This window comes from Rhizobium sp. CECT 9324 (assembly GCF_918741265.1).
In the GTDB taxonomy this organism is placed as follows: Bacteria; Pseudomonadota; Alphaproteobacteria; order Rhizobiales; family Rhizobiaceae; genus Allorhizobium.
In genome coordinates this window covers 16,579-39,098 of the sequence record NZ_CAKKMZ010000004.1, presented here as the reverse complement: position 1 = coordinate 39,098, position 22,520 = coordinate 16,579, and the positions used below count along the sequence as shown (strand labels likewise).

The following is a 22,520-nucleotide window of genomic DNA, read 5'->3' as shown; positions in this document are numbered from 1 at the left end:
TAGGCGGCCCCTATGCCATCGACAGAGAGGATTGGGAGTGGAACGGAAGGCATACCCTCGCCCCGGCCCTAGAAATCACGACCCGGAGACGCAAAACGGGCCGGCTGGCGAGTTTCGGGAGCTTTCTCCCCTCCTGCCGACACCAGCCGTTCATGAGCCTTTATCGCCTCCTTTGCGGGCGTCGGAGTGGTTTCAGGTGCCGCCTTTGGCAGAGCAGAATAGCTCGTGACAGCATAAGCGGCCGGCCGTTCCAACGCGCCGCCATCTGCGCCGCGCACAGCTACTGCAACCGCCCCGGCAAAAGCGCCGGAATGGAAAAGCTCCTGCCGCTTCGCTAAATTCTCCATTGATTTCCGAACGATGGGAATTGTGTATCCCGGCGTGATGGCGACTGATGCCTTTCCTGACTTCACGGCATCGTATATCCGCTGCACTGCCGCCCGATCTTCGTTGGTGGCATCCTCTGCCATTCGGTCGAGGACCATCTGAACCGGAACACCAGCCGCAGCCGCGATGCCGGCCGCAGCAGCGCCCGAATTGCTGTCGAGCTGGCTGCGTTTGAGAGTGTCGCCGAAGCCATTCGATAATTGAAATTGGACACCGTTCCCCGCATCCGCTTCAAAACTCGCGCTCCGCATATAGAACGCCTTGTTTTGCGCCTCGGCATTGTCACCGGTCTCCGAGATCGTGACGATTACCGTGCGGGCCATAACGCCTGAACCGACAGGGGATCGAACGTCAAAAGCCGCCTTTACGGCGTTTTGAGCCTCTTCCTTGGCAGATGAGGACAGCAACACAGCCTTGTCAGGCTGGTAAACCTGTAGGCGCATCGACCCATCGGCAAATTTTGAAAGTGATACTGTTCCTGAAATCGCCGCCTGAAAATCGGGATCGCTCACAAACCCGTAGGCCGCTTGCGCATAATACTGCCGGTCGCTGAAATCGAGCCGCGTATTGTTCAGCAGGATCACCCCGCCCGGTTTCACGCCATGCTCGTTTGTCTTATCCGCGAACTCAGCAAGCTCCCGTCGATTTTCGAAGCGCTCTTCCCAAATCCGGACACGCTCACGATCATCGACATCATTGCGCCCCTTCATCATGTTCGCGGCGCGGGCCGGCGACATAAGTTGAACGCTTAGCTCGTCGCCATTGTGAAGTTGCGTGCCCTTGACTGTCATCACGCCGTCTCTTGACGTGTATGCGCTGACACTGAGAGCGACGTTGCCAAGGGTAGCGGGAAGCTTTGGACCAGCGAATTTCTTTGCGCTTTCGGCCATGATCATCTCCAACCAACTAAATCACCGGCTGACAGACTCGCCAGCACTCACCGTCAAATAACAGACAGCAAAAAAATTGATTGTCAAGGCGATGAAAAAAACACTGTCGAATCACAAGCGGCAATGGCCGCATCAAGCCTCACAAAGCCGCGAGTTTCCATGCATTGTCGAGTCCGATCGACAATGCGTCTCTGTCAGAAAAAATCTCTCGTGTTGAATGCGCGACCACCTGCCCATAGGCCAAGGCCGTCGCTTTCCGCAGCTCTTCCGCCGCATAGATTGCCGATTTGGAAAAGCGAACGTCGAACCAGCCGCCGCGTGCCAAGTGCACAGAAAATAACGGTCTTTCACTTGGCAACATCCCGATTATCTTCCCAACATGCTCGGAGTGTCCCATAATTATCGGCATGATGAATCCATCTTCCAGCCATAGGCCGGAAGCGAAATCGGGAAACTCGGGCGTTGCCATAGCCTTGCGTAGCGCCGCATCGGCATCAGCGCCCATCTTTGTCATCGCCCGCTCGATGATCGCCTCGTATAGCTCTCGCTGGACATCGTAGGGATTTGGTCTTTTTGCCAAGCGCGAGGCGACGACATCTGCAAACGCGCCTTCGACAACGAATCGCGTAAGCTGCGAGACTGTGAACTCTGCTCGTTGGTCTGGTCCGTTCAAACCTTGTACCTACCCTGAAACAGCTTCAAGATCACTTGCCGTTCAATCATGTCGCGCGGCGTATAGCCCTTCCGGGCGGCATAAGCTGCGAGCGCGATGTACACGACCCAAAAAATCACGAATGGCCAGAACAGGGGCAGCTTCGTGAACTGCCAAACCATCCCGGTTGCTATCGCTGACGGTATGAGCAGCATCACCGATCCATGCAGGCCCAAAACACCATTGATCGGCTCGCCGGTCCATCGCCAGCCATCACCGGAAAAACTCACTCGCTCTTCGTCAGCCATTGCGATCTCCCATGAACTGCTTGCAGGTATAGGGCCAGCAACGGATTTGACCGACATCCAGATGGGTGAAGCGCGAATAGACGCCCACACCGCCACCCTTGAAGGTCATAGCCGCTATAGCCAAAGAACGGGGAGGATAGCCCGGCACTTTCAAATCCCCGGCAAGCCCGTCCATATGCAGTGAATTCCTCGCCGCTGTCTCGATTGCCGCATTGTGCCGTGGAGTTCGATAGCCGCTTGTCAGGATGAAGGGCAGCATAGACCCGTGGATCATTGCCATGGTGGACTGGACCGATGAAACGAAATCGAAAAGTGCGGGATCGATCCAAAGTGCTTTGTCGTCGTCCTTCACATCGCGCCAAAACCACGACAGCTCCGCGATTGCGCGCCGGTCAATCTTCCCATCAAATCGATAGCGAGCGGCGATGCTCTCCCCTGTGGCCTCACGATAAAGCTGCAACGAACCGAAACCCGAAGTACGGGGGTCTGTCTTCGGTGCCGCTTTCTCAACCTCCTTTGTAAAGGCTCGATCATCGGCGTCATCAGCAGAGGGGACAAAAGGAATCCTCCCTTTTTTCCCGATGACAGCGTTTTCCTCTGCGGCATAGGCCGATGCTCCTACCGCCCAAATGCTGGAAAACGCGCCGATCAAAAAGGAACGCCGGGCAATCATCTCAAATGATCCGTTCTGAGCGGCTGTAGCCATACCGCTTCAGCGCCAGACGCGCTGCATCTTCGCTGATGTTTCCGCTTTTGAATTGCTCAGCGACGGTCGCCTTCATTGGCTTTCCGTGCCCGCCACGGCACATCAGGTCGTAGAGGAAAGCACGCGATCCGAGGAACCCGACTTTCGTAAGCTCCTGCCGCGCGTCGTCATCGAGAACAACCCATTCACGCAAACAAACACGCCCGCCACTCGTGTTCCTCACCAGTACCTGGCTGACAATCATATGCGTTGTCGCCACCGCCATTTCGAAGGCTTGGCTTTGCATTTCGCGCGGAAACTTCCCGACAATACGCTGGATCGCCAGCGACGAAGTATTCGAGTGAACAGTCGTGTAAACCGCGTGGCCGGTGTTCGCTGCTTCCTGTGCAGCCGCCATCGTCTGATAGTCGCGCTGCTCACCGACGACGATGAGACGCGGCACTCGCCGCATCGCCTCCTCAATGCCCATTTCAAAGCTGCTGAAATGCGTCGGGATTTCCGATTGAGCTATCACGCAGCGATGGGATTTGATCGAGTCGAAAGAGAATTCGATAGGTTGTTCGAGCGTTACGACGTTGCCTTCAATTGCAGTCTCTTCCTCCATGACCCGCCGAAGGAGCGCCGCAAATGTCGTCGTTTTTCCCGATCCTGTCGGACCCGACAAAATTACAGAGCCCATCTCAGGGGTGGATTCCCCGATGATATCTTCCTCAAGACCAATGTCCTTAACAGTCGGAGGGTGTTCGGGGATGTATCGGAGGACCATCTGTCCCCCGAGAGCAGCGCCATATGCGCAGGCTGTCACATTGGCCCGGAAGCGATAAACCCTCGGCTCACCATATTCATCACGCTCGGAAAAGTCGCGAGCGTCAATACGCTTGTTGAACGCTCGGCCACCAGCAAGGCGGGTTTCTACATCGCCACCGGAGCCGCTGATGTGCTTCGCCGCTCGCATAAAGTCGGTCGTATCGTAGGTCCATTCCGTTAGCGCCACCAGCGAACCGAGCTGGTTCATCAAGATTGGTGCACCAGTCTGGAAAATCACATCCTGACAGCCGCTACGCGCCGCGTAGCACAGCACCTTCATCACATCTTCGCCCGACTCCGTCATGCCGAAGTTCTGCGAGAGATCGCGCCTGCCAGTCCAAAGACCGATACTCGCCTCGCCTACGCGCGCATCCATCATTTATCCTTCGCAACTGGCACCGGAATGTTGCGCGTGGTGACATCAGCCGACCCAACCGGAAAAGCGCCTGCGCCTGCCTTGCCACGGAAGGTCGGAGACACGACGATCTTGATCGTCTTGCTTCCTCGCAGGGCCACGCGACCGTCTCGACTGATCTGGAGCGCTTTGCTTTTCTGAGATGCGATGGGCATGGTTATGGCACCGCGAGATGCCAGATCGTGATACCGAGCCATTCCTTCGAAGTCTCGACGCATTCGGCGTTCGGCCTCTTCAAAATAGGACCGTGCCTCTGCAATCCCGATGCTCTGGCCTTCCTTATATCCCCTTTTCCAAGCCCCATCGTCCGCTTTCGAATGAGGCCGAAGGTCCACACCATTCTCAGGATCGGATTGCATAAAAAGATAAGTGCGCCACGAAGGGGCTTGCGCGGTCACGCGAGCAGGCGTGGCGATCTCGAACCGACCAAGCGTCAGCTCAAGGATCTGCGGACCATTCTTTTCCACTCGGCTATTCGTCAGGATAACGACCGGAGGAACAATGTGCTCATTGATCATCAACGAAGGGAATGGATATGTCCGGTCCAGCCAGTTTGCCATCTTGTTCAAAGATGCATTTATGCGCTGGGCTTCTTGGGCATAGCCATCCCGAATACCGGCAGTCCGCGCGATCTTGCCGACCATCTTATTCCGTGCCTGCCCTTGTCCCCCAAGGCCCGAACCCGGAGTGACTTGAGGACCGTGGCGGTCGGGCGTTTGCCCGCGCAAATACACCGATGGATCGACAACAACATTCGAACCATCCCCCGTGGGAGCCTGTAGAACCTGCCCTGTTGCTGGATCGCGAATAACATTCTGTCCAGCAAGCCCCTGCGCATCGAGAGTCGTGCCCTGTTGACCGGGGTAAGCACCCGGATATCCCATGGCCGGATAGCCCGGATAGACACCCGGATAAGCGCCCGGATAAGCACCCGGATAAGCGCCGGGATACATTCCGGGGTAAACCATCGTTTGCTGCGGATAGTATCCGCCGGGATACGCTGAAACTTGGTTTTGATAACCCTGATTTCCGTAGACGTTCTGGCGAACAGGCAACGTGTCTTCCTGCGCATGCGCTACGGACACTCCCGCCATCAATATTGCCGCCGCAAAAGCGCCGTTCATGCGAACCATCTGATAGTGCCTCCTAGAAAATCAACCAAGGCAACATTCCCCGGTGGATCGCCCAAGCCTCGCTTGGCAGTTGCAATCTTGTTTTTCTCAAATCCGATTCGAGCGATCCGCGCTATTGCATCAGGACGCTTCTCAACCGGCAGAGACAGAAGATGAGCAGAAAGCTTCCCTTCCAGTATTCTCAGGGGAACGACGATATTGCCATCACCCAAAGTCTCGTCGTCCATTCCTAGCTTCACCCCTGCACTCCCCAACGCCTCGCGCTTTTGAGAAGGCCCTTTACTATACTGGTTTCACAATGCTTCGCAATCTGGAAATCAATGTCCTTTGTTGACGCTGACGCCTCCCTTAGAAGCGTTGCGTTCCCCCCGGCCGCGTACAGGGTTGAAGCGCCATGTCTCTTGAGCTGATCGACCAGAGAAGGTCCGAAGCGCGCCCACGTCTCGCGTCTGGCTTGTGCGATATGCATGTTGACATCGCGCTTGGCACGCTTCGCTAGGTAGATACCCGTCTCGAACATTTCAGCCACGCCGGATACGGTAACATTCAGTCGTGATTCAACGATCTCACAGGCACGCCGTTCAACTTCCATACCTGTGGCAATTTCTGACGTTGCAAACCCAATATCCTCGCGCCGGGCTCCATCAGTCACGAGCGCAACTCGCCATGCAGCACTGCCGAAATCGACCACTGCGAACCGCCCTCTCTCTTCCCTGCCTGCTCTCAATGAAACGGCTGCGTATTTATCAAGGCAGAAGTCAGCGAACGCCGCTTCAACCGACCCCATGGTGCCCACACGGTCAACGCTCACCGTTGAACCATTTGAAAGGACGCAACGTGATAAGGAGGAGCGCAAATAGGCAGCGTCATTGTCATTGATGGGAGTTGACGAGCCCACCATGAGAACCGCCGAGCCAGCGATACCCAATCGCTCGAAAGCAGCAGCGATCAAGACAGCAGAGCAATGAATATCCGAGAGAGCTTTGGGTAGTTCCGTTTCAACAAAGCCCGAACGAGATGACCGGTCGCCGACGCGAACATGGGCATCACCGAACCTCACAACTTGCGGCGCATCCTCACGTGAGAGCAAGGCACGCGATCCCATGGCGAGACGAGTTGGAAATGTTGTTTGCCGAGTCCCACCGGGTACAGTTGCCAGAGCTTTTACCCACATTGAACCGATATCAACGGCGCATGTCCGTGCTTTCATCGCCATCGGGAAGGATCAGGAGTTAGGGGCTACAGGAAAATCGCCGTCAACGGACGTTGAAACGCTTGGGGTCATCGTCGTCGCATTGTTTTCCAGAGTGCGTTTTACAAAAGCGTCGGTAGGCTGATTGGATGCGGTCTGGCATCCCGCAAGCGCAGCAGCAATTACGACAATGGCGATCATCTTTCCATGCATGTTCACAACCTTCTCCGAGTGGAATTCAATGTCCTTTTATGCCAGTTGATAGGAGAAATGAAAAGCGCCAAATCGCCAGAGCGCGGGCGCAATGCGCAGCTATCCGATGATAGCACGTGATATCACTTGATGGCGCAGTAATGCTGCAATACATCTGTTGATATCACTGGTCCGTAAACGTAGGGGATATGAACTTGCCGTCGCAAAGAACCGAAAACGCATATCGGCGCGCTGCCGCTCGTTTCGATGCGGAATTGGATCGGTGCGGGCTGGCACCTACTCCCGAGAACTATGTTGTCGTCGCGACCGCTGACGATCCTTATCTAACGGACGCAAGTTGGCGATTTATCCGTGCGTCAATAAAATGGTGGATATCGATATCTCAAGGTAATGATAAAGCAGAGCATTTTACGCGTCTATTCCGCGATATGAGACGGGACGTTAAACCGAAAACAAGATTGGCGAAGGGCGTAAGTAAGCAGCTCGAAAACGACCTTATCACCATTCTTAGGAGTGGAAAAAATGGTAGGTTTAAACGCCTAGCCGCTGACATGCTAGAAGCCGGAATAGCGACGGGCTTGAGACCCATAGAATGGAAAGACGCTGAATTAATAGACGATGTGCTTCACGTTACGAATGCGAAATTCCGGCCCGGCATATCGGGGAACGGGAATAAGCGCGAACTGATCCTAGTTGATGACTGCATAACAGCCGATCAGAGAGCGGCGATTGATCGTGTTTTATCTGCGTTAAATGGTGTGGAATGGGACGAGATCGGTACGCATGTAAGGCGCGCACTTCGGGGAGCTAAAAATAAGCTGAAGAAGATGAGCCTGATATCCGGTAAGGAGATGAGAACTCGAATTTATGATGCACGGCATCAGTTTGCGGCAGATGCAAAGATATCATTGGACTATGAAGGTGGAGAGGTAGCCGCCGCCATGGGGCATAGGAGCGCAGTTACAGCGCACTCAGCCTATGGAAATAGGAAGAAAGGAAGGGTTGGATTGCCGGTAAAACCGTCGCGCGTTAGCGTGCAAAACGTCGATCAACTATCGTTGGATAGATTGTCTAAATCGATTGGTAAAGCCGCTAATCGTCGTGTCGATAATACCGTTCATAGCCGCGTCGTTAATCCAATCCGTAGTGGTGATAGGCAGCAGCCGACAAGCAAGGCCATTCCTCCACGCACTTTACGGCCGGAACCATGAATTAGATGGTTTTGTATTGCATTATATGTCGTGTTTGGTAACTTCTTGCCTCTGTAGTAGTGAGGGTTACATGACGACGAAGCGCACAAGAACGGACCGCGACGATAATCCCGGTTATGACGCGAGGAAGGCGAAAGAGATTTTCGCGAAAAAACTCGCGGATGATGCGGGCGGCCGGCGCACTAATTCACAGATGAAGCGTGACGCTGATTTGATATTGACCTTGTTACGGGATGGAGATGTCCAAGGTGCGAGAATGTCGGTTTTTGCCGCGACGTTTCAAGACCTGTTCAATATCTCCCGTGATAGTGCCGGCGCACGATGCAGAGCAGCGATGAAATTTTTAAGGGATGGGAACCATGTTCATCCCAATGGAGACAAACATCCTGTATATTCTCTCAAGCGAGAAGAATGAGGTATCTAGTGCGCGATCTTGCCGAAGCTCAGAAGATGGATCATTTCCGGCCCGCTGGTATGGATTGCCGGGGGGTGGCCAATGCTAACACTGGTGGCGTCAAGCATCTGCCGAAGCGCGCAACCTTTCCCGCTGACCGCCTAACCGTTCCCGCAAAGGGCGTATTGGTCCGCATACCTGTGGCTATCGATATGTTCGATGATTGCGCCATCCGCGAGAAGCACATTCCGCAACCAGACCTTGAGATTTCCATTGCGGTGGATGCCAAAGACGAATTGCTGAAGGCGCGTCTTAACGGGGCAACATTCCGTCGAACAATGCGTCGTGTTCGTGAAGATCAAGCCGCTCAGAGGCCGCTTGGAAGGCTGTTTATTGTCGGGAGAATTGTGACGCCGGGCGTCATCACTGATCCCGGTATTCAGTACGAGTACATCTGAACCACGCTGTTCATTATTTCTGGCGAAGCAGTTGTCATTGAAACGACGTACCAAGGTGCTTTTGCACCTTTGATAGGGCTTGAAGAGCTGTGGGATTTTAAGGCGCTCTAGCCTAGTGATCCTTTACCAAGCTTAGCGTTTCGTAATCGATCAGAAGCCGCGTGTTACCGTCCTTGGCGATCTTCGCGTTATCCAGCATGAAGATCAGCATTTCGCCGACCGAAAGCCGGTGGTTTTTCTTGAAATTCTTCATTCGGTCTGACTGCTCGCGTGGCAATCGCATCGACGAGTTGTCGATTGTGGGCCTCACGTCATCGTCTGCATCGAACCGGGCGTAATCCACAAGAACGCGGTTTGAGCCGTCAGCGTCGATGCCGGTGATGTTCATCAGAAACACGTAAAGATCGCCAGTTGGAAGGCGATGGAGCTTTTTGAAAGTCTCGACACGTGCTGCCTCTTCGCGCGGTAGCCGAAGCGTGTGCATGTCGATGATCGGGCGCTCTGCCATCACCTCACTGGCTGTTGTCTTCGATCCTCGACGTGGAGGCATATTCTCCCCTTCCCGGCTGGTGCCGCTACCGTTCCCTAGCCCGGCGCTCAAATGTTACATCTAATATGGTTCCATGGAAAGTGACATATGGCCTTTGCAATGAGCCTGCATCTAAATGACGCTATATATATCTCTATCACATACACGCGCTCTGGATGTTCTTCTATCATTCAATTGATATGCTTTTCAATGACGCGCGTGCAGCCTATAGCGATGTAACGCAATATCATGTGATAGCACGCGATATCACATGATGGATATCGCGGTATTATGCCGGCCTTGATATCAGTTCTCGATTCGATTAGTCTGTGCTTGTGTGGATAGGGAGCGTAAACCGATGGCTGAAATTGCAGAACAGGATCATATGCCTTCGCGCCTTCCCGTCGCCGTTTGGCAGACGTTTCCCTCCCCGTATTCGATGAGTATCGCAGGATCGATGGCGCATCCTGCCATCAAGAACCTTTTCGATCTTTGGGGATCGGAGGACGGCGAGATAACTCGCGGAGAGTACGTTTTCACGGTCGATTCCGGCGATCTCTCTGTTTCAACCGACTTCCAGAATGGCGATGGCGACTGGTGTTCCCTGTCCTTAACCGGGGACGGGCTTGTGTTGGCAATCACCAACAACGGCGAGCGGCTAAATCTCGCCGTGCCGGCTGATCGGCTGGATCAGGTCGAGTTGTATGAAGATTGGTTCTCGCACATCCAGCTCCATTGAACGATCTAATGTAGCGAGCTGATTAGCCATGAAATTCTTTCGCCGAGGCCGCAAAGCGGCACAGACGACCGAGGATAACGCTGCGCCTGTAGTGGATAAGCGCGGCTTTCTGCGTTGGCCCGGAAAAGTCATTCCCCGACCTATCAAGGATACGCACCGAAACGCCCTCAAGATGACTGTGGCGGCATTCAGCGCTGATCGACCAGACTGCCCGGACTGTAGGCGTGAAGGCCGGGCCGGCGTCTTGCTGCCGGTTGCTGGACGGCCGAACGCGCGGCGATGCTCTGATCCAGATTGCGGCATGGAGATCACGCTGCGGGAATTGGCGGATATCAATGGACCGGCGATCCATTACGCCCCGGAAGCCCGGCGTGCTTATTTTCTGCGATCTGCTAATATAATGTTTGTTGTCGCCTGTGTCGTGCTATCTGGTGCCGTACTTTACAGTGGCTGGATGGGATCAGGTCTGATGATGTTCGCTGCCTTTTTGCTCTCGATGCCGCTTTTTATGGGCTGCTTCGCTATGCGCTATCGTGCATGGCAGGTGGCGGAAAATCGCTTCTATGAAGAAAAGGCTCCTCTCGGAGATTTCATACAAGCGGAGCTTGCGAGCATTTTTAAGAAACAATCGTGAATACCGAATGTTGGGCGGGGAGGCCCAAATAATATGCTGCGAAAGGATTAGTCTGACTATCTCGTTATGACGCTTTTTATTAAATTGTGGCAGGATGAAAAATCACCAAGAATTGATCGCCACAGCGTACCGACAGGAGTCTATCCCCCTAATGAAAAAGTTAGTTCTGCCGCGTGAGGAGGTTCACCGATGACGCGGAAGACGCAGAAGCGCGGCAGTCATCGTCCAGCGGAACGGCGATTGCGAACGCGTCTACGCGCAGTCATCGAGAAGCAGCGCGAATATATCGCGGAATTATCGGAGTTGATGCGGCAGGAGCAGTCGTTAATCGCGGAGTTGGATCACACCCCTCCCCGTGCCGAGGAAGTGAGCAAGTTTGATGCTGCGGCCCGTCGTAAGGCCCATGACACCCTGACCCAATATATCGTCAAGCTCACTCAGCTTCGCGACTATACCAAAGATTTCATGACGGTGATCGATGAGCTGGACGAGCTGGATAGCCGCCCTCGCCTTTTGCCGGTCAGAGATGTGGACTCGGCCACTACCACCGAGCATATCACGAGCCTGCTCGACGGCTCACAGTTTCAAATCCTTACTCGCAGCCTCGTCGGCTACAACATCACTGCGGACGATTATCGCAGGCTGTTCGGGTTGCCCGACGATTATCTGCTGTGGACCAAGAAGGTTCAGGATACGCGCCGTGGCGTGGTTTTGAAGCACCGGGTTTGGGACAAGCGCCGAGTCAGCAAAAGCCATGACAGCGATGAAGACTGAGAAATCGCCATAGAGGGCCATGCAGCGCCTTTGAGCTTTTTCGCGTAGCTTTATCGTCGGACCCCATAGATGCTCTTCAGCGGGCATTTGTGGGGTTTTTTTTCCTGGCTGTTGACGAATTCACAGTCTTGTATGATCGCTCCCGTCACCTACGGCGCAATGTGGGAGCGCGGTTCCCGCTCTCGATCAGACTGCGTTCAGAAGAACGCAAGTGCACGCATAAGCGTGACAGCAACAGCACGTAAAAGAACGCACACGCACGCAACAGACAGCGAACGCACGCAAACGAACGCGAAAGCTGTTTACAGATTGTAAAAGATTGGTAACGTATATGAATGCAACCGAACGCATTTAAACGAAAGAGCGTGCTTAGGAACGCAAATGAACGAAGGAGCGCTATATGCCGGTAATTGCAGCATTTAATTCGAAAGGGGGCTCAGCAAAGAGCACCACGCTGATCGTTCTTGCAGACGCCTTGGCGCGACAGAAAGCGTCAGTGACAGTGATCGATACCGATCCGCAGCGCAGTATCGCCAATTGGCGGGAGCAGGCAACGACTTCGACCATAGATGTGATCGAGCAAACTTCCAGCACCGGCATTCATAAGGCCATCAAAGACGCATCTGCGAAGAGTGCTTTCGTGTTTATCGATATGGCTGGTTTCACTTCGGACATGCGCACGCCGGTTGTCAGCCGCGCCGATCTGATGATCATCCCCATGCAGGCCAGTCCCGAGGATGCGCGACTCGCCGCCAATGCTTTCGCGTTGATCACCAACGACGAGGAAACGCTGAATAGGACCATCGACAAGCGTATCCTTTGGGCGAGGACGGTCCCGAATATGATCTCCCGCGTCGAGAGGAAAATCATGACTGAGATCAATGCCAACGAGGTCCCGGCCTTCTCAGCTCACCTGAACGAGCGCTCAGCCTACAAGGCGATGATGCTGGAAGGCGTTCCGCTCGCGGAGCTGGATCGGGAGCAATACAACGGCGTGGATAAGGCGATTGCGAACGCCGATGTATTGGCGGCCGAGCTGGTCGAGTACATTCTCAACAAGCAGGAGAAGGCGGCATGACAGGCAAATCTCTAGGTTTTGGAAACCGCCATATCGAGCAGAATCCAATCGACGTGAAGGACAGGCTCAGCGTCGCGGCGAGCATGAAACCTCAGCCCGTTGGCGATGATCTGCCGAGCACAAGGGATGTCGAAAAGATCGTGGAGGCGCAGGAAGGCACGATCCGCCAGCAGCCGCTCAAGATTGCCAGCAAACGCAAGAGCAAGGGGATCGTCCAACCTCTGAACATGCGAGTTCGGCTTGCAACGCATAATCGCTTCGTGGAGCTGTCCAAGACGTTGCGCTTGCCATACGACGAGACCTTGGAGTGGGTCTTGGAGCGGGCAGGGGTCGATGAGGATGGTAATCCGCCAGCCGCCTGATCACAGTGGCTCTAAGGTCGGCCGGGAGCTTAAGCCCCGGCCATCCCGAATGCCTTGCACATGTTTTCCAAGCCGACTTCAAGCCCAATAGTGTTGGCAACCATCGCCGTGATGCCGTTCACGAAATAGCACATGATGCCGCCGATCAGATAGTAGACAGGCGTGCTCCATGGGACCATCTCGCCGTTGGATTTTCTGTATGCCGAGCGTGCGGCATTGAAGAGTGCGACGGTCCCGATAATCATCCAGATCAGCGTCACAGAATACTGGAATTGCTGGCAGTAGGTGCCGGTTATTGACCCGGATTGAGCATAGTCGAGGACGTTGCTCGTAGTGGGATCGTCAGCGAGGGAGAAGGTGCCGGCCATACGGTAGAAAACAACCGCGCCCATCGCCGCAGCACTGCCCAAGGCCAGCTTCATTATCGCGCCAGTGAATGTTGCGGCACGGGTAGAGAAGCGCGAATTGCCACTCGTATATTGGTAGCCCTCAAGCAGCCCCAATCCGCCTACGATCACGCCGAACAGCGTGATAGACAGGATCATGATGGAGAGAAGGACTGAATTGGCTTTGAATAGGCTTATTATGATTTCGGTGAGGTCGGTCATCCTTTACTCCGTCTTTTCCCGTTCCTTCATCAGCGTTTCGTTGTGCGCTTTCAGTCGCCGGTTCTCCATCCGTACTTCCATCAAGGCGTTCTCAAGTTCGCGGACCTGATCACGAAGGATGTCCACTTCGCTTCCGAAAAGGTCAGTATCGGCGCCAGAGGGCGGGGCCTTGTATTCCAGTGTTGGTTGGCCCTCTGGAGCATACTCGTATCGAGACACGTTACCTTCGCCGCCCGGTTTCGTAATTATCGGGTCCGGTGAGCGCATGTCCTGCGCCACCGCCATTTGCGATGATGCCGCACAGAGAATTGATGCCGATATCGCGACGAGAATCCGTGGGAACATAACTTGATCCGTGACATGCATTGGGTTTCATTCGACAATGTATCCTATCACGGAAACATTGTCATATCGCCTTTCTTCTGGCAAAACTGTTTCCAGTCAAGGGCGTCGGAAGGAGAGGCAAAACCGATGAAGTTGAGGCGAAGGGCGAGATTTCAAGCTTTCTCGGTAGCTGCGGCGCTATGGGCGACAGCGACCTCGGCGGCTCCGTTGACCTTCACAGAGCTTTTCAATCCGGTCGAGATCAGTAATCCGAATAATGTCGTTGCTTCGCTCATGACGCGCTTATGGAGGGCCGATATTGAGGAGGTGATGGGGGCGAGCTACGAGTTCATGTATGCAACCTTCGAGGCAAAGGGCAACACCTACCTCGTCTCCATGATGGGATCGCCCCTCTGTGGCGCAAATTCCTGCTCTTGGTACGTCCAACGGGTTTCAGCAGATTTCAAGGTGCAGGCGACGAGCGAGCGGATCAACGCATGTCGAGACCGCAGCACGGTCGATGTGACCGATGACAAGCTTTCAATTTGCGGCAAGCCCGTGGAGCTTCCATGATTAGATCCCCGCGCATTCTGTTCACCGCCGCGACCATCATGCTCGCGGGCACGATGCTCGCACATGCGGCGAGAAATCCGCAGCCTACCGCAACCGACTGCGTAGCGATGCTTAACAACATCAGGCAGAGCGAAGGGAGCGGGAACTACAATACCAACACCGGCAATGGCTATTACGGTGCATACCAGATGGGCCGGTCTGCATTGATCGATGTCGGCTATATGCGCGGCGATGGCTCATGGACTGGCAAGAATGGCATCAACTCGCTTGAGGACTACCTGAACACGCCATCGGCGCAGGATGCTGCCTTTCTCGAATATGGAAACCGAAATCTGACCTATCTTGGGAACTACCAGCAGTATGTCGGCCAGACCATCAACGGTGTCCCGATCACGATAGGCGGTTTGGTCGCCGGCAGTCATCTTGTAGGGGCAGGGGGGCTGAAGGACTGGCTCACAAGCGGCGGCTCCTGCACGGGCAGAGCCGTGGATGGAAATGGCACCTGCGCGGGGACATACGTCGCTGAAAATCAGGTCAGCGAGGCGTGCAGCGGCGATGAAGTAGCAGCCGGCGGGGGCTCTTGCTTGACGGCTCACCCGGTTCAGAGTCCTGTGGTATTCAGTGAATACGGTGCCTGGAATCGTCCCGGTGCAGGCGCGGGCAACGGTTGGCACCGGGGCTCAGATATTTATCCGAAGGGCAAGGAAGGGCAGGCGTCCGATAACCAGCCCTTGTTTGCATCACATGACGGCAAACTCAGCGTCGGTTCGATGGGGGTGAAGGTCACGGGGAGCCAGTTCCGAACACTCTATCTTCATTCGTATTCCCGGCCCGATCCAAAGGACGTAAGCGCCGGGGAAGAGATCGCGAAGATCGGCGACAATAAATCCGCTGGAAAGCCGCATCTTCATTTTGAGGTTCAGGTTCCCGCGAGCGCTGTAACGGCGAGCAAATGCGTGCCGGGTTCGAGCACAGACGACTGCGTGTTCCCTGCCAGCGGCGGCAAGCGCGATCCCAACGGCTATGCAACAGCCGACGCACTGTCGGCTGCATCGCCGAACACGTGGTACTACGTGAACCCGGAGCGATACCTGAAAGAGCGTGTGCCGGTTGTCGGCATGGCCGCTGCTCGGGCAGGGCGCAGTCAGTCGCTGCCTAATACCTGCACGCCGGGGCAGGCCGTCGCTGAAACGCCCACCAGTTCCGGTGATAGCGATAACTCGGCCGCGATGGCAGGCGGGGAGGGCACGTACATGACCAGCGGCGGCAGCGCTGCCGCGAACGCCGACAAGGATTTGCGCTCACTGGCCATCAACATGACGCGGCAGAACGCCCTAGAGCTTCGCGCGGCATCCTCGCTCGCGCAGAACCTCCAAGGCCGTACAGATAGCGCGCTGGCTCATATGCTTCTCTTGATGTCGCGCACCGAGTCGGGGCAGCAATGACATGGGGGCGCGGTAGGCGATGAAGGGTCATTCTGCCGTCGCAGGGCTAGCCTTTGCTCTCACCGCTCCTGCTTTCGCTATTGCTGCACAGAGTTCACTGGATGGCCGCTATGCCTTTTATCAAGCGCCAACTGCGGCCGAGCAGACCAGAGGGCCGCGAAACGATAACGATTGCCGGCAATATCTAGCATCGGACTTGTATATACCCGATTTCACGGAGCACCTGACCATCGCAGGGAATAGATGGGACGAAAATCAGGACGTTTCCGCTGTGACCGGCAATATCGTTCGACAGGTGACGAAAGGCGATTTCACGTATTTTACGATTGATGTTGAAAGCGAGGGTGGCGGCGGCGTTGCGACAGGGACCGTGACCCGGATTGGGAAACTTGCGATTACCATTAGTGTTGACAGCGAGCAGGGCTTGAGAGTGCTGCACTACTGCAAGGTGTTTTGAGCGGTGAACACTGATCTGGTGTCAGAGAAACTTCGCGCCAGCAAGCTCATGCGCGACTTCCGCAAAGAGCCCCCTTTCCGGCCATCGTCGGTTTCGCGTGAGTACCTTAGAGGAGCCCATTTTACGACCAAGGAAAACTATCTAGCGGAATTACAAGAACGTTGTTCTACTCTAGCGCCTGTGGCGGAAATTGCTGGTATCCCATTTCCTCCCGGACACGAACGTATGCATACCGCAATTGCTGCCTCGACTGGCGCGGGCAAAACAGCGGCGCTGCGGTGCCTGCTTGCCACGATCCGGGCGCGAGGTGATCGCGCCATCGTCCTCGACAACAATAGCGAGTTCATGCGCGATTTCCGCCAAGAAGGCGATATCGTCATGTCGCCGTTCAGCACGGAGACTGATGGCTGGCGCCTCTCGAACGAGGCGCGCGATCTACACGATTGGGACCGGCTGGCTTCCGGGTTCGTGCCGCTAGGCACCGGCAGCGCCATCGAATGGCATGACATGGCGAAATCTTTTTTCGCCGCGGTCGGGGCAGGGCTTTCTGTAGTTCATCACTACAGATTTTCGAATGTGGAGCTGCAACGCCTCTTGATCGCGGCCGAGGCGCGAGAACTGGCCCCGCTAGTCGCCGGGACCACTGCCGAAGTGCTGGCTGCAAAGGACGAGTGTAACGACCGACGCCTGCAATCTGTGCGCATGAGCTTCATTGCTAGTCTGAAGGCGTGGCGCTTCCTCAAGGATGGGGATTTTTCATTTCGGGCATGGATTGAAAAGGATGCGCCGGAATGGATGTTCCTTCCTTATTCCGATTATGAATTGAACCTTGCCCGCGATCTTCTGGCCGCGTGGGTCGATATCATGGTGACATCTGCGCTCGCCCGACCTGAAGGTCCAGCGCCGGAGCGCACAACATGGATCGTCGTAGATGAGTTAAACCCACATTTCCCAAGTAAGGCGCTGATTTCGCTGTCCTGACCATTATATTTCCTATATAAAACATGGTGTTGAAGGCTGCGAGGGGCGCGTTTCATGGATCACCCAGAGGGTGCGGGCTTGCAACGGGCAGATCGGGTGGATTTCGACCCTCGCGTGCGGCTGGAATTTCGCGGCACGCAGCTCAGTTCCGACGGCGGCCTTCTGGTGATGCGCGAGCTTGATGACGCGCTCGGGTTGTCCGATTTGGCGTCAGCGGCGCTGCGCGATACTCGCTCTGGCAAGAACACGGTCCATCGGCTCGACGGCCTGTTCCGGCAATCAGTCTTTGGGCGGCTGGCCGGATACGAGGATGTCAACGACGCCAACCGTCTCGCCTGCGATCCGGTCATGCGCCAAGTTGTCGGCGGCAGAGCGGTCGATGCACAAGCGGCCTCGGCATCGCAGATGGGACGGTTCGAGACCGAGACGCTGGCTCTGGCCGGGAACCGTGCCGCGCTGGCCGACCTGAACGGGCAATGGATCGACCGGTTCCATGACCGTAACGGGCTGAAGTACATCGTTCTGGACATGGACAGCTCGGTCAGCCCGACCCATGGCGACCAGGAAGGGTCTGCCTGGAATGGCCATTTCGACTGTAGCTGCTATCACCCCAACTTTCTGTTCAACCAGTTCGGGATGCTGGAACGCTGCGCCCTGCGCCATGGCAACGTCCACAGCGCCGATGGCTGGCGTGATGTTCTCGACCCCGTCATTGCGCGCTACGCGGAGCGCGACCTTGGTGGCAGGTTCTTCCGGGCCGATGCTGCCTACGCGATCCCGGCGATCTATGAGCGATTGGAAGAAGCGCGGTTCTTCTACGCCATCCGGCTGCCCGCAAACGCGGTCCTCAAGGACAAGATCGCGCATCGGCTAACGCGCCCTGTCGGGCGGCCGTCACTGACCAAGGTCAAGCGGTTCTTCGAGGAATTCGAGTATCAGGCGGCGTCCTGGGACAAGGAACGCCGGGTGATCGCCAAGATCGAATGGCATCCGGGCGAACTGTTCCCGCGTGTCGGCTTCATCGTCACCAACCTGCCGATGGAGCCGGACTGGGTGGTGCGGTTCTACAACCAGCGCGGCACCGCCGAGCAGCACATCAAAGAGGGCAAATACGCCTTTCGCTGGACGCGGCTGTCGTGCCGGAAGTTCCGCGACAATGAGGTGCGGCTGCAACTGCACGCCCTGGCGTACAACCTGGCCACCTTCTTGCGCTGCATCGAGCTGCCCGAGGCCATGGCCGACTGGTCGTTGACCAGCCTGCAACTGAAGCTGATCAAGATCGGGGCACGTGTGGTCCGTCACGCCCGCACCATCACCTTCCAGCTGGCCGAGGTCGCTGTCACCGGCACGATGGTACGCGCCATCCTCGCCGCTATCCGCCGATTGCGAGCGCCACCGCTATGCGCATGATCGCGATCCACGCTCAAACTGAACGAAAGCGGCTGGACAGATCTGTCCGCTGCGCTGAAAAACGCCGCCCCTGGGCAAGGAAACAGCGGCTTCGCGGTCTGATCCGTCCAGATCCAGCAGTCTGCGCGACCGCAGGTGCCGCTTGCGGCAGAAAATCCTTGTCTAGCGCTCGGATACAGGCGATCTTCACCTCAAACGACACGCCACTTGGGGAATGCAGGCTTAAATGTTAGCGTGAACGGGCACTTCGGCGAATCGAGCGATCTGCCAGCTTGGCGCAGATCGACCCGATCCGAAGGGGTGCGCAGTTGACACACGTACCATTGGAGAACAGGACATGGCATACGTTACGACCGACGATGGGGTCCAAATCTATTACAAGGACTGGGGCCCGAAAGATGCGCCGGTCATCTTTTTCCACCACGGCTGGCCGCTGAGCGCGGATGACTGGGACGCCCAGATGATGTTCTTCCTGGGTGAGGGATTCCGCGTCATCGCCACTGATCGCCGCGGACATGGCCGTTCGGAGCAGGGCTGGGACGGGCATGATATGGACCATTATGCGGACGATACCGCAGCAGTGGTCAAGCATCTGGGTGTTCAGGGGGCCACGCATGTCGGCCACTCGACCGGCGGCGGCGTTGTCGTTCGCTATATCACCCGCCACCCCGAAGATAAGGTTGCAGGCGGCGTTCTGATCAGCGCGGTCCCGCCGTTCATGGTTAAAACCGCCGACAATCCGGACGGCATCGACAAGTCTGTTTTTGACGATTTCCAGGCGAACACCAAGGCCAACCGTGCCCAGTTCTTCCACGATGTTCCGGCGGGGCCGTTCTATGGCTATAACCGCGACGGCGTCGAAGCGTCCGATCCGGTGATCGACAACTGGTGGCGTCAGGGCATGATGGGCGGTGGCAAGGCGCATTACGATAGCATCGTCGCCTTCTCGCAGACCGATTTCCGTGATGAGATGAAAACCATCACCGCGCCGATGCTGGTCCTGCATGGCGAGGACGATCAGGTGGTGCCGTTCGAGATCGCAGGCAAGAAATCGGCAGAGCTGCTGCAGAATTGCACGCTGATCACCTATCCGGGCTTCCCGCATGGCATGCCCACGACCGAGGCCGAAACGGTCAACAAGGATCTGCTGGCCTGGCTGCGCCGCTGATCTGATAAGTGGTCAGCAGTTTCGGCTGCTGACCACATTTCTTATTCCCTATTTTTTGACCCAGGTGCTGGCCCGGCCCCCAGGAGATTGATATGTCCGACAAGCCCAAATTGACGACTGCCTTTGGCGCGCCCGTTCCCGACAACCAGAACACCATGACCGCCGGCCCGCGCGGTCCGGTGCTGATGCAGGACGCGTGGTTTCTGGAAAAGATGGCGCATTTCGACCGCGAGGTGATCCCGGAACGGCGCATGCATGCCAAGGGCTCGGCGGCGTTTGGCACCTTTACCGTCACGCATGACATCACGCCCTATACCCGCGCGAAGATGTTTTCCGAAATCGGCAAGCAGACCCCGATGTTCACCCGCTTTTCGACCGTCGCGGGCGAACGCGGCGCGGCCGATGCCGAACGCGACATTCGCGGATTCGCGATGAAATTCTATACCGAAGAAGGCAACTGGGATCTGGTCGGCAACAATACTCCGGTGTTCTTTTTGCGCGACCCGCTGAAGTTTCCGGATCTGAACCACGCGGTCAAACGCGACCCGCGCACCAATATGCGCAGCGCAAACAATAACTGGGATTTCTGGACCAACCTGCCCGAAGCGCTGCATCAGGTCACCATCGTCATGTCCGATCGCGGCATTCCGGCCAGCTTTCGGCATATGCACGGCTTTGGCAGCCACACCTACAGCTTCATCAATGCGGATAACGAACGCTTCTGGGTGAAATTCCATTTCCGCACCCAGCAGGGCATCAAGAACCTGACCGACGCCGAAGCCGCCCAGATCATCGCGAATGACCGCGAAAGCAATCAGCGCGACCTGTATGACAGCATCGAAAACGGCGATTTCCCGAAATGGACGCTTTACGTCCAGATCATGCCCGAAGCCGAGGCTGGCAGCTATCACCTTAACCCGTTCGATCTGACCAAGGTCTGGCCCAAGGGCGACTACCCGCTGATCGAGGTCGGCGTGATGGAACTGAACCGCAACCCCGACAACTATTTCGCCGAGGTCGAACAGGCCGCTTTTGCCCCCACCTCGATCGTGCCGGGGATCAGCTTTTCGCCCGACAAGATGTTGCAGGGGCGGCTGTTTTCCTATGGCGACGCGCAGCGTTACCGGCTGGGCGTGAACCATGCGCAGATCCCGGTCAACGCGCCCAAATGCCCGTATAACGCCTATCACCGCGACGGGGCGATGCGGGTGGATGGCAATTATGGATCGCGCCTGCATTACGAACCGAACATGTTCGGTGAATGGCAGGAGCAGCCCGATTTTTCGGAACCTCCGCTGTCTATCGAAGGCGCCGCCGATCACTGGAATCACCGGGTCGATGACGATTATTATTCGCAGCCCGGCAACCTGTTCCGCCTGATGACGCCCGCGCAGCAGCAGGTTCTGTTTGACAACACCGCCCGCGCCATCGGTCCGGCCCGGATCGAAATCAAGCACCGTCATATCCGCAATTGCCTGCGTGCCGATCCGGCCTATGGCAAGGGCGTGGCGGACGCGCTTGGCATTGATCTGGCGGATGTCGGATGAAGGTGTTGTCATGAGTTTGCCTTTGATGAGCCAGGTCAATGCGGCTGCAAGTGACCGTATGCATGCAGAAAGAGATGCAGGGCGTTCGGCACTAGCGCGCCGGCTGCGGTGGAGGGCTTTATTCTACGTCTTCTACGATGAGGTCCCGGCCGTTGAACTGCACGGTCTCCCCGGCTCGGGCACCCTCGATCGCTTCGAAGATCGGCGCCATCGTGGAAATGCCCATGAGCTCACGCCCCTGACAGGTAAACTTGCTCGTTGACACCGCGATCACAAAGTGGCGGCCGGACAGCTTGACGACAGCGCCTTCGTTGACGGCCAACTTGGGGCCGAAATCGATCGTCCTGAGCTTTTCGAGTTTATCGGCATTAAACTCCCTTGGCGAGATTCCCGCTTTAGTCGTCGGCGCAACTAGGTTACGCAAGGCAGGCGTTGCTATCGTCGTCGCAGTGCAGGACTTCGCTCAACTCCGCGACACATATGGCGGGAATCGCGCCGAAACTCTGATGAACAATTTCAGTAACAAGCTGGTGCTGCGGACGATTGAGGGCACTGCGGCCGAGTATCTGTCGCAGCAACTTGGCGACCGGGAGATGTACCAGCATCATACGAACTTCTCCACGGGCGGCGGCGGTAGCTATTCCTTCTCGACTAACATCGTCATGGAACGGCTAGTGCTGGCATCGGAAATCCAGAATCTTCCTGACCTTGTGGGCTATCTTGTTTTCGCGGGAGACTGGCCGGTTATCAAGGTCGATGTGCCACTACCGAAATAGTGCGAGCGTTTGCGCTAATGTTTCTCGTAAAAGGGCCGCAGCATCAGGTAGACCGGATGAGCTACGACCGAAATTCTCTCAACAAGCTCATACTCGGAGGTGGCATCCGCCAGCCTTTCCATTTGTTCGGCCGTTCCGAATAGCCCGGCTAGGGCGAGCATGATGCCCGCCATCAGAAGCGTTGCAAGCAGCACGGAAAATTGCCACGGAAGCGTCAGGGCGTCTGAGGAATGTGCGATCAGAAAGACACTGGAACCGCCCCCCAAGAGGCCACCAAGCGTCACGAGATAGCTTCGGCAGTATGTGCCCCATGAGGCTTGTGATTTGTCCGATCTGGTCATGGTGATCC

The 22,520-nt window shown here is 56.2% G+C and carries 29 protein-coding genes; 16 read left to right on the top strand and 13 right to left on the bottom strand.

Annotation, left to right across the window (positions count from 1 at the left end; all coding sequences use genetic code 11):
* Positions 1-68: 68 nt before the first annotated feature.
* The 8 genes from LQ231_RS26610 to LQ231_RS26575 all read right to left on the bottom strand — a co-directional run bounded on the left by LQ231_RS26610 (position 69) and on the right by LQ231_RS26575 (position 6,514).
* On the bottom strand, positions 69-1,277 hold the full coding sequence (locus LQ231_RS26610) for a hypothetical protein (protein WP_230175296.1): 1,209 nt from the start codon (positions 1,275-1,277) through the stop codon (positions 69-71).
* A 139-nt stretch (positions 1,278-1,416) separates the two neighbouring features.
* A complete protein-coding gene (locus LQ231_RS26605) occupies positions 1,417-1,950 on the bottom strand; it encodes a hypothetical protein (protein ID WP_230175294.1) in 534 nt (177 codons plus the stop codon).
* A complete protein-coding gene (locus LQ231_RS26600) occupies positions 1,947-2,237 on the bottom strand; it encodes a hypothetical protein (protein ID WP_230175292.1) in 291 nt (96 codons plus the stop codon). The genes LQ231_RS26605 and LQ231_RS26600 overlap by 4 nt, the downstream gene beginning before the upstream one ends.
* Positions 2,230-2,910 carry a DUF882 domain-containing protein gene (locus LQ231_RS26595; protein ID WP_230175290.1) on the bottom strand — a complete coding sequence of 227 codons (681 nt, stop codon included), beginning with the start codon at positions 2,908-2,910 and terminating at the stop codon, positions 2,230-2,232. The genes LQ231_RS26600 and LQ231_RS26595 overlap by 8 nt, the downstream gene beginning before the upstream one ends.
* A 1-nt stretch (position 2,911) precedes the next feature.
* Positions 2,912-4,129, bottom strand: a complete 1,218-nt coding sequence (locus LQ231_RS26590; protein WP_230175288.1) for an ATPase, T2SS/T4P/T4SS family — start codon at positions 4,127-4,129, stop codon at positions 2,912-2,914.
* Entirely contained in the window at positions 4,126-5,298 is a 1,173-nt protein-coding gene (locus tag LQ231_RS26585) for a type IV secretory system conjugative DNA transfer family protein (RefSeq protein ID WP_230175287.1), read from the bottom strand. The genes LQ231_RS26590 and LQ231_RS26585 overlap by 4 nt, the downstream gene beginning before the upstream one ends.
* Positions 5,286-5,525, bottom strand: a complete 240-nt coding sequence (locus LQ231_RS26580; protein WP_230175286.1) for a hypothetical protein — start codon at positions 5,523-5,525, stop codon at positions 5,286-5,288. The genes LQ231_RS26585 and LQ231_RS26580 overlap by 13 nt, the downstream gene beginning before the upstream one ends.
* An 8-nt stretch (positions 5,526-5,533) precedes the next feature.
* Positions 5,534-6,514 carry a hypothetical protein gene (locus LQ231_RS26575; protein ID WP_230175285.1) on the bottom strand — a complete coding sequence of 327 codons (981 nt, stop codon included), beginning with the start codon at positions 6,512-6,514 and terminating at the stop codon, positions 5,534-5,536.
* Between the two features lie 383 nt (positions 6,515-6,897).
* On the opposite strand from LQ231_RS26575, the gene LQ231_RS26570 reads away from it, so the two are divergent.
* The 3 genes from LQ231_RS26570 (at position 6,898) to LQ231_RS26560 (ending at position 8,766) form a co-directional block, all read left to right on the top strand.
* A complete protein-coding gene (locus LQ231_RS26570) occupies positions 6,898-7,914 on the top strand; it encodes a hypothetical protein (protein WP_230175284.1) in 1,017 nt (338 codons plus the stop codon).
* A 70-nt stretch (positions 7,915-7,984) separates the two neighbouring features.
* The gene (locus tag LQ231_RS26565; protein WP_230175283.1) at positions 7,985-8,329 is read left to right on the top strand and encodes a hypothetical protein; all 345 of its coding nucleotides are present in this window, start codon (positions 7,985-7,987) and stop codon (positions 8,327-8,329) included.
* 8 nt (positions 8,330-8,337) lie between these two features.
* Positions 8,338-8,766, top strand: coding sequence for a hypothetical protein (locus LQ231_RS26560; RefSeq protein WP_230175282.1), 429 nt, complete (start codon positions 8,338-8,340; stop codon positions 8,764-8,766).
* Positions 8,767-8,878: 112 nt separating this feature from the next.
* Here the strand turns inward: LQ231_RS26560 and LQ231_RS26555 are convergent, their stop codons facing one another.
* On the bottom strand, positions 8,879-9,316 hold the full coding sequence (locus LQ231_RS26555; protein ID WP_230175280.1) for a hypothetical protein: 438 nt from the start codon (positions 9,314-9,316) through the stop codon (positions 8,879-8,881).
* A gap of 337 nt (positions 9,317-9,653) precedes the next feature.
* Between LQ231_RS26555 and LQ231_RS26550 the strand changes: the two genes are divergently transcribed.
* From LQ231_RS26550 to LQ231_RS26530, 5 genes are all read left to right on the top strand, one after another.
* Entirely contained in the window at positions 9,654-10,034 is a 381-nt protein-coding gene (locus LQ231_RS26550) for a hypothetical protein (RefSeq protein ID WP_230175279.1), read from the top strand.
* 28 nt (positions 10,035-10,062) lie between these two features.
* Entirely contained in the window at positions 10,063-10,668 is a 606-nt protein-coding gene (locus LQ231_RS26545) for a hypothetical protein (protein ID WP_230175278.1), read from the top strand.
* 189 nt (positions 10,669-10,857) lie between these two features.
* A complete protein-coding gene (locus LQ231_RS26540) occupies positions 10,858-11,442 on the top strand; it encodes a MucR family transcriptional regulator (RefSeq protein ID WP_230175276.1) in 585 nt (194 codons plus the stop codon).
* A 400-nt stretch (positions 11,443-11,842) separates the two neighbouring features.
* Positions 11,843-12,520, top strand: coding sequence for a ParA family protein (locus tag LQ231_RS26535; RefSeq protein WP_230175274.1), 678 nt, complete (start codon positions 11,843-11,845; stop codon positions 12,518-12,520).
* The gene (locus LQ231_RS26530) at positions 12,517-12,882 is read left to right on the top strand and encodes a hypothetical protein (RefSeq protein WP_230175272.1); all 366 of its coding nucleotides are present in this window, start codon (positions 12,517-12,519) and stop codon (positions 12,880-12,882) included. The genes LQ231_RS26535 and LQ231_RS26530 overlap by 4 nt, the downstream gene beginning before the upstream one ends.
* Positions 12,883-12,911: 29 nt before the next feature.
* Here the strand turns inward: LQ231_RS26530 and LQ231_RS26525 are convergent, their stop codons facing one another.
* Positions 12,912-13,490, bottom strand: coding sequence for a hypothetical protein (locus LQ231_RS26525; protein ID WP_230175270.1), 579 nt, complete (start codon positions 13,488-13,490; stop codon positions 12,912-12,914).
* 3 nt (positions 13,491-13,493) lie between these two features.
* On the bottom strand, positions 13,494-13,856 hold the full coding sequence (locus LQ231_RS26520) for a hypothetical protein (RefSeq protein WP_230175268.1): 363 nt from the start codon (positions 13,854-13,856) through the stop codon (positions 13,494-13,496).
* On the opposite strand from LQ231_RS26520, the gene LQ231_RS26515 reads away from it, so the two are divergent.
* The 7 genes from LQ231_RS26515 (at position 13,839) to LQ231_RS26485 (ending at position 21,395) form a co-directional block, all read left to right on the top strand.
* On the top strand, positions 13,839-14,387 hold the full coding sequence (locus LQ231_RS26515; RefSeq protein ID WP_230175266.1) for a hypothetical protein: 549 nt from the start codon (positions 13,839-13,841) through the stop codon (positions 14,385-14,387). The genes LQ231_RS26520 and LQ231_RS26515 overlap by 18 nt on opposite strands.
* Positions 14,384-15,832: a transglycosylase family protein gene (locus LQ231_RS26510; protein WP_230175264.1), complete on the top strand. Its 1,449-nt coding sequence runs from the start codon at positions 14,384-14,386 to the stop codon at positions 15,830-15,832. Before LQ231_RS26515 ends, LQ231_RS26510 begins: the two co-directional genes overlap by 4 nt.
* 19 nt (positions 15,833-15,851) lie before the next feature.
* Complete coding sequence (locus tag LQ231_RS26505; protein ID WP_230175262.1) at positions 15,852-16,289, top strand: hypothetical protein; 438 nt, start codon at positions 15,852-15,854, stop codon at positions 16,287-16,289.
* A gap of 3 nt (positions 16,290-16,292) precedes the next feature.
* The gene (locus tag LQ231_RS26500; RefSeq protein WP_230175260.1) at positions 16,293-17,270 is read left to right on the top strand and encodes a type IV secretion system DNA-binding domain-containing protein; all 978 of its coding nucleotides are present in this window, start codon (positions 16,293-16,295) and stop codon (positions 17,268-17,270) included.
* Between the two features lie 54 nt (positions 17,271-17,324).
* Positions 17,325-18,680, top strand: a complete 1,356-nt coding sequence (locus tag LQ231_RS26495) for an IS1380-like element IS1247 family transposase (protein WP_006473457.1) — start codon at positions 17,325-17,327, stop codon at positions 18,678-18,680.
* Between the two features lie 337 nt (positions 18,681-19,017).
* Entirely contained in the window at positions 19,018-19,848 is an 831-nt protein-coding gene (locus LQ231_RS26490; RefSeq protein ID WP_230175258.1) for an alpha/beta hydrolase, read from the top strand.
* 92 nt (positions 19,849-19,940) lie between these two features.
* The gene (locus LQ231_RS26485) at positions 19,941-21,395 is read left to right on the top strand and encodes a catalase (RefSeq protein ID WP_230175256.1); all 1,455 of its coding nucleotides are present in this window, start codon (positions 19,941-19,943) and stop codon (positions 21,393-21,395) included.
* 118 nt (positions 21,396-21,513) lie between these two features.
* On the opposite strand, the gene LQ231_RS26480 is transcribed toward LQ231_RS26485, so the two are convergent.
* Complete coding sequence (locus LQ231_RS26480; protein WP_230175391.1) at positions 21,514-21,819, bottom strand: hypothetical protein; 306 nt, start codon at positions 21,817-21,819, stop codon at positions 21,514-21,516.
* Between LQ231_RS26480 and LQ231_RS26475 the strand changes: the two genes are divergently transcribed.
* Positions 21,707-22,171, top strand: a complete 465-nt coding sequence (locus LQ231_RS26475; RefSeq protein WP_356637737.1) for a type IV secretion system DNA-binding domain-containing protein — start codon at positions 21,707-21,709, stop codon at positions 22,169-22,171. The two genes, LQ231_RS26480 and LQ231_RS26475, sit on opposite strands and share 113 nt — an antisense overlap.
* Before the next feature lie 14 nt (positions 22,172-22,185).
* Here the strand turns inward: LQ231_RS26475 and LQ231_RS26470 are convergent, their stop codons facing one another.
* Positions 22,186-22,512 (bottom strand): hypothetical protein, encoded by a 327-nt coding sequence (locus tag LQ231_RS26470; RefSeq protein ID WP_230175254.1) that lies wholly within the window; start codon positions 22,510-22,512, stop codon positions 22,186-22,188.
* Positions 22,513-22,520 lie beyond the last annotated feature (8 nt).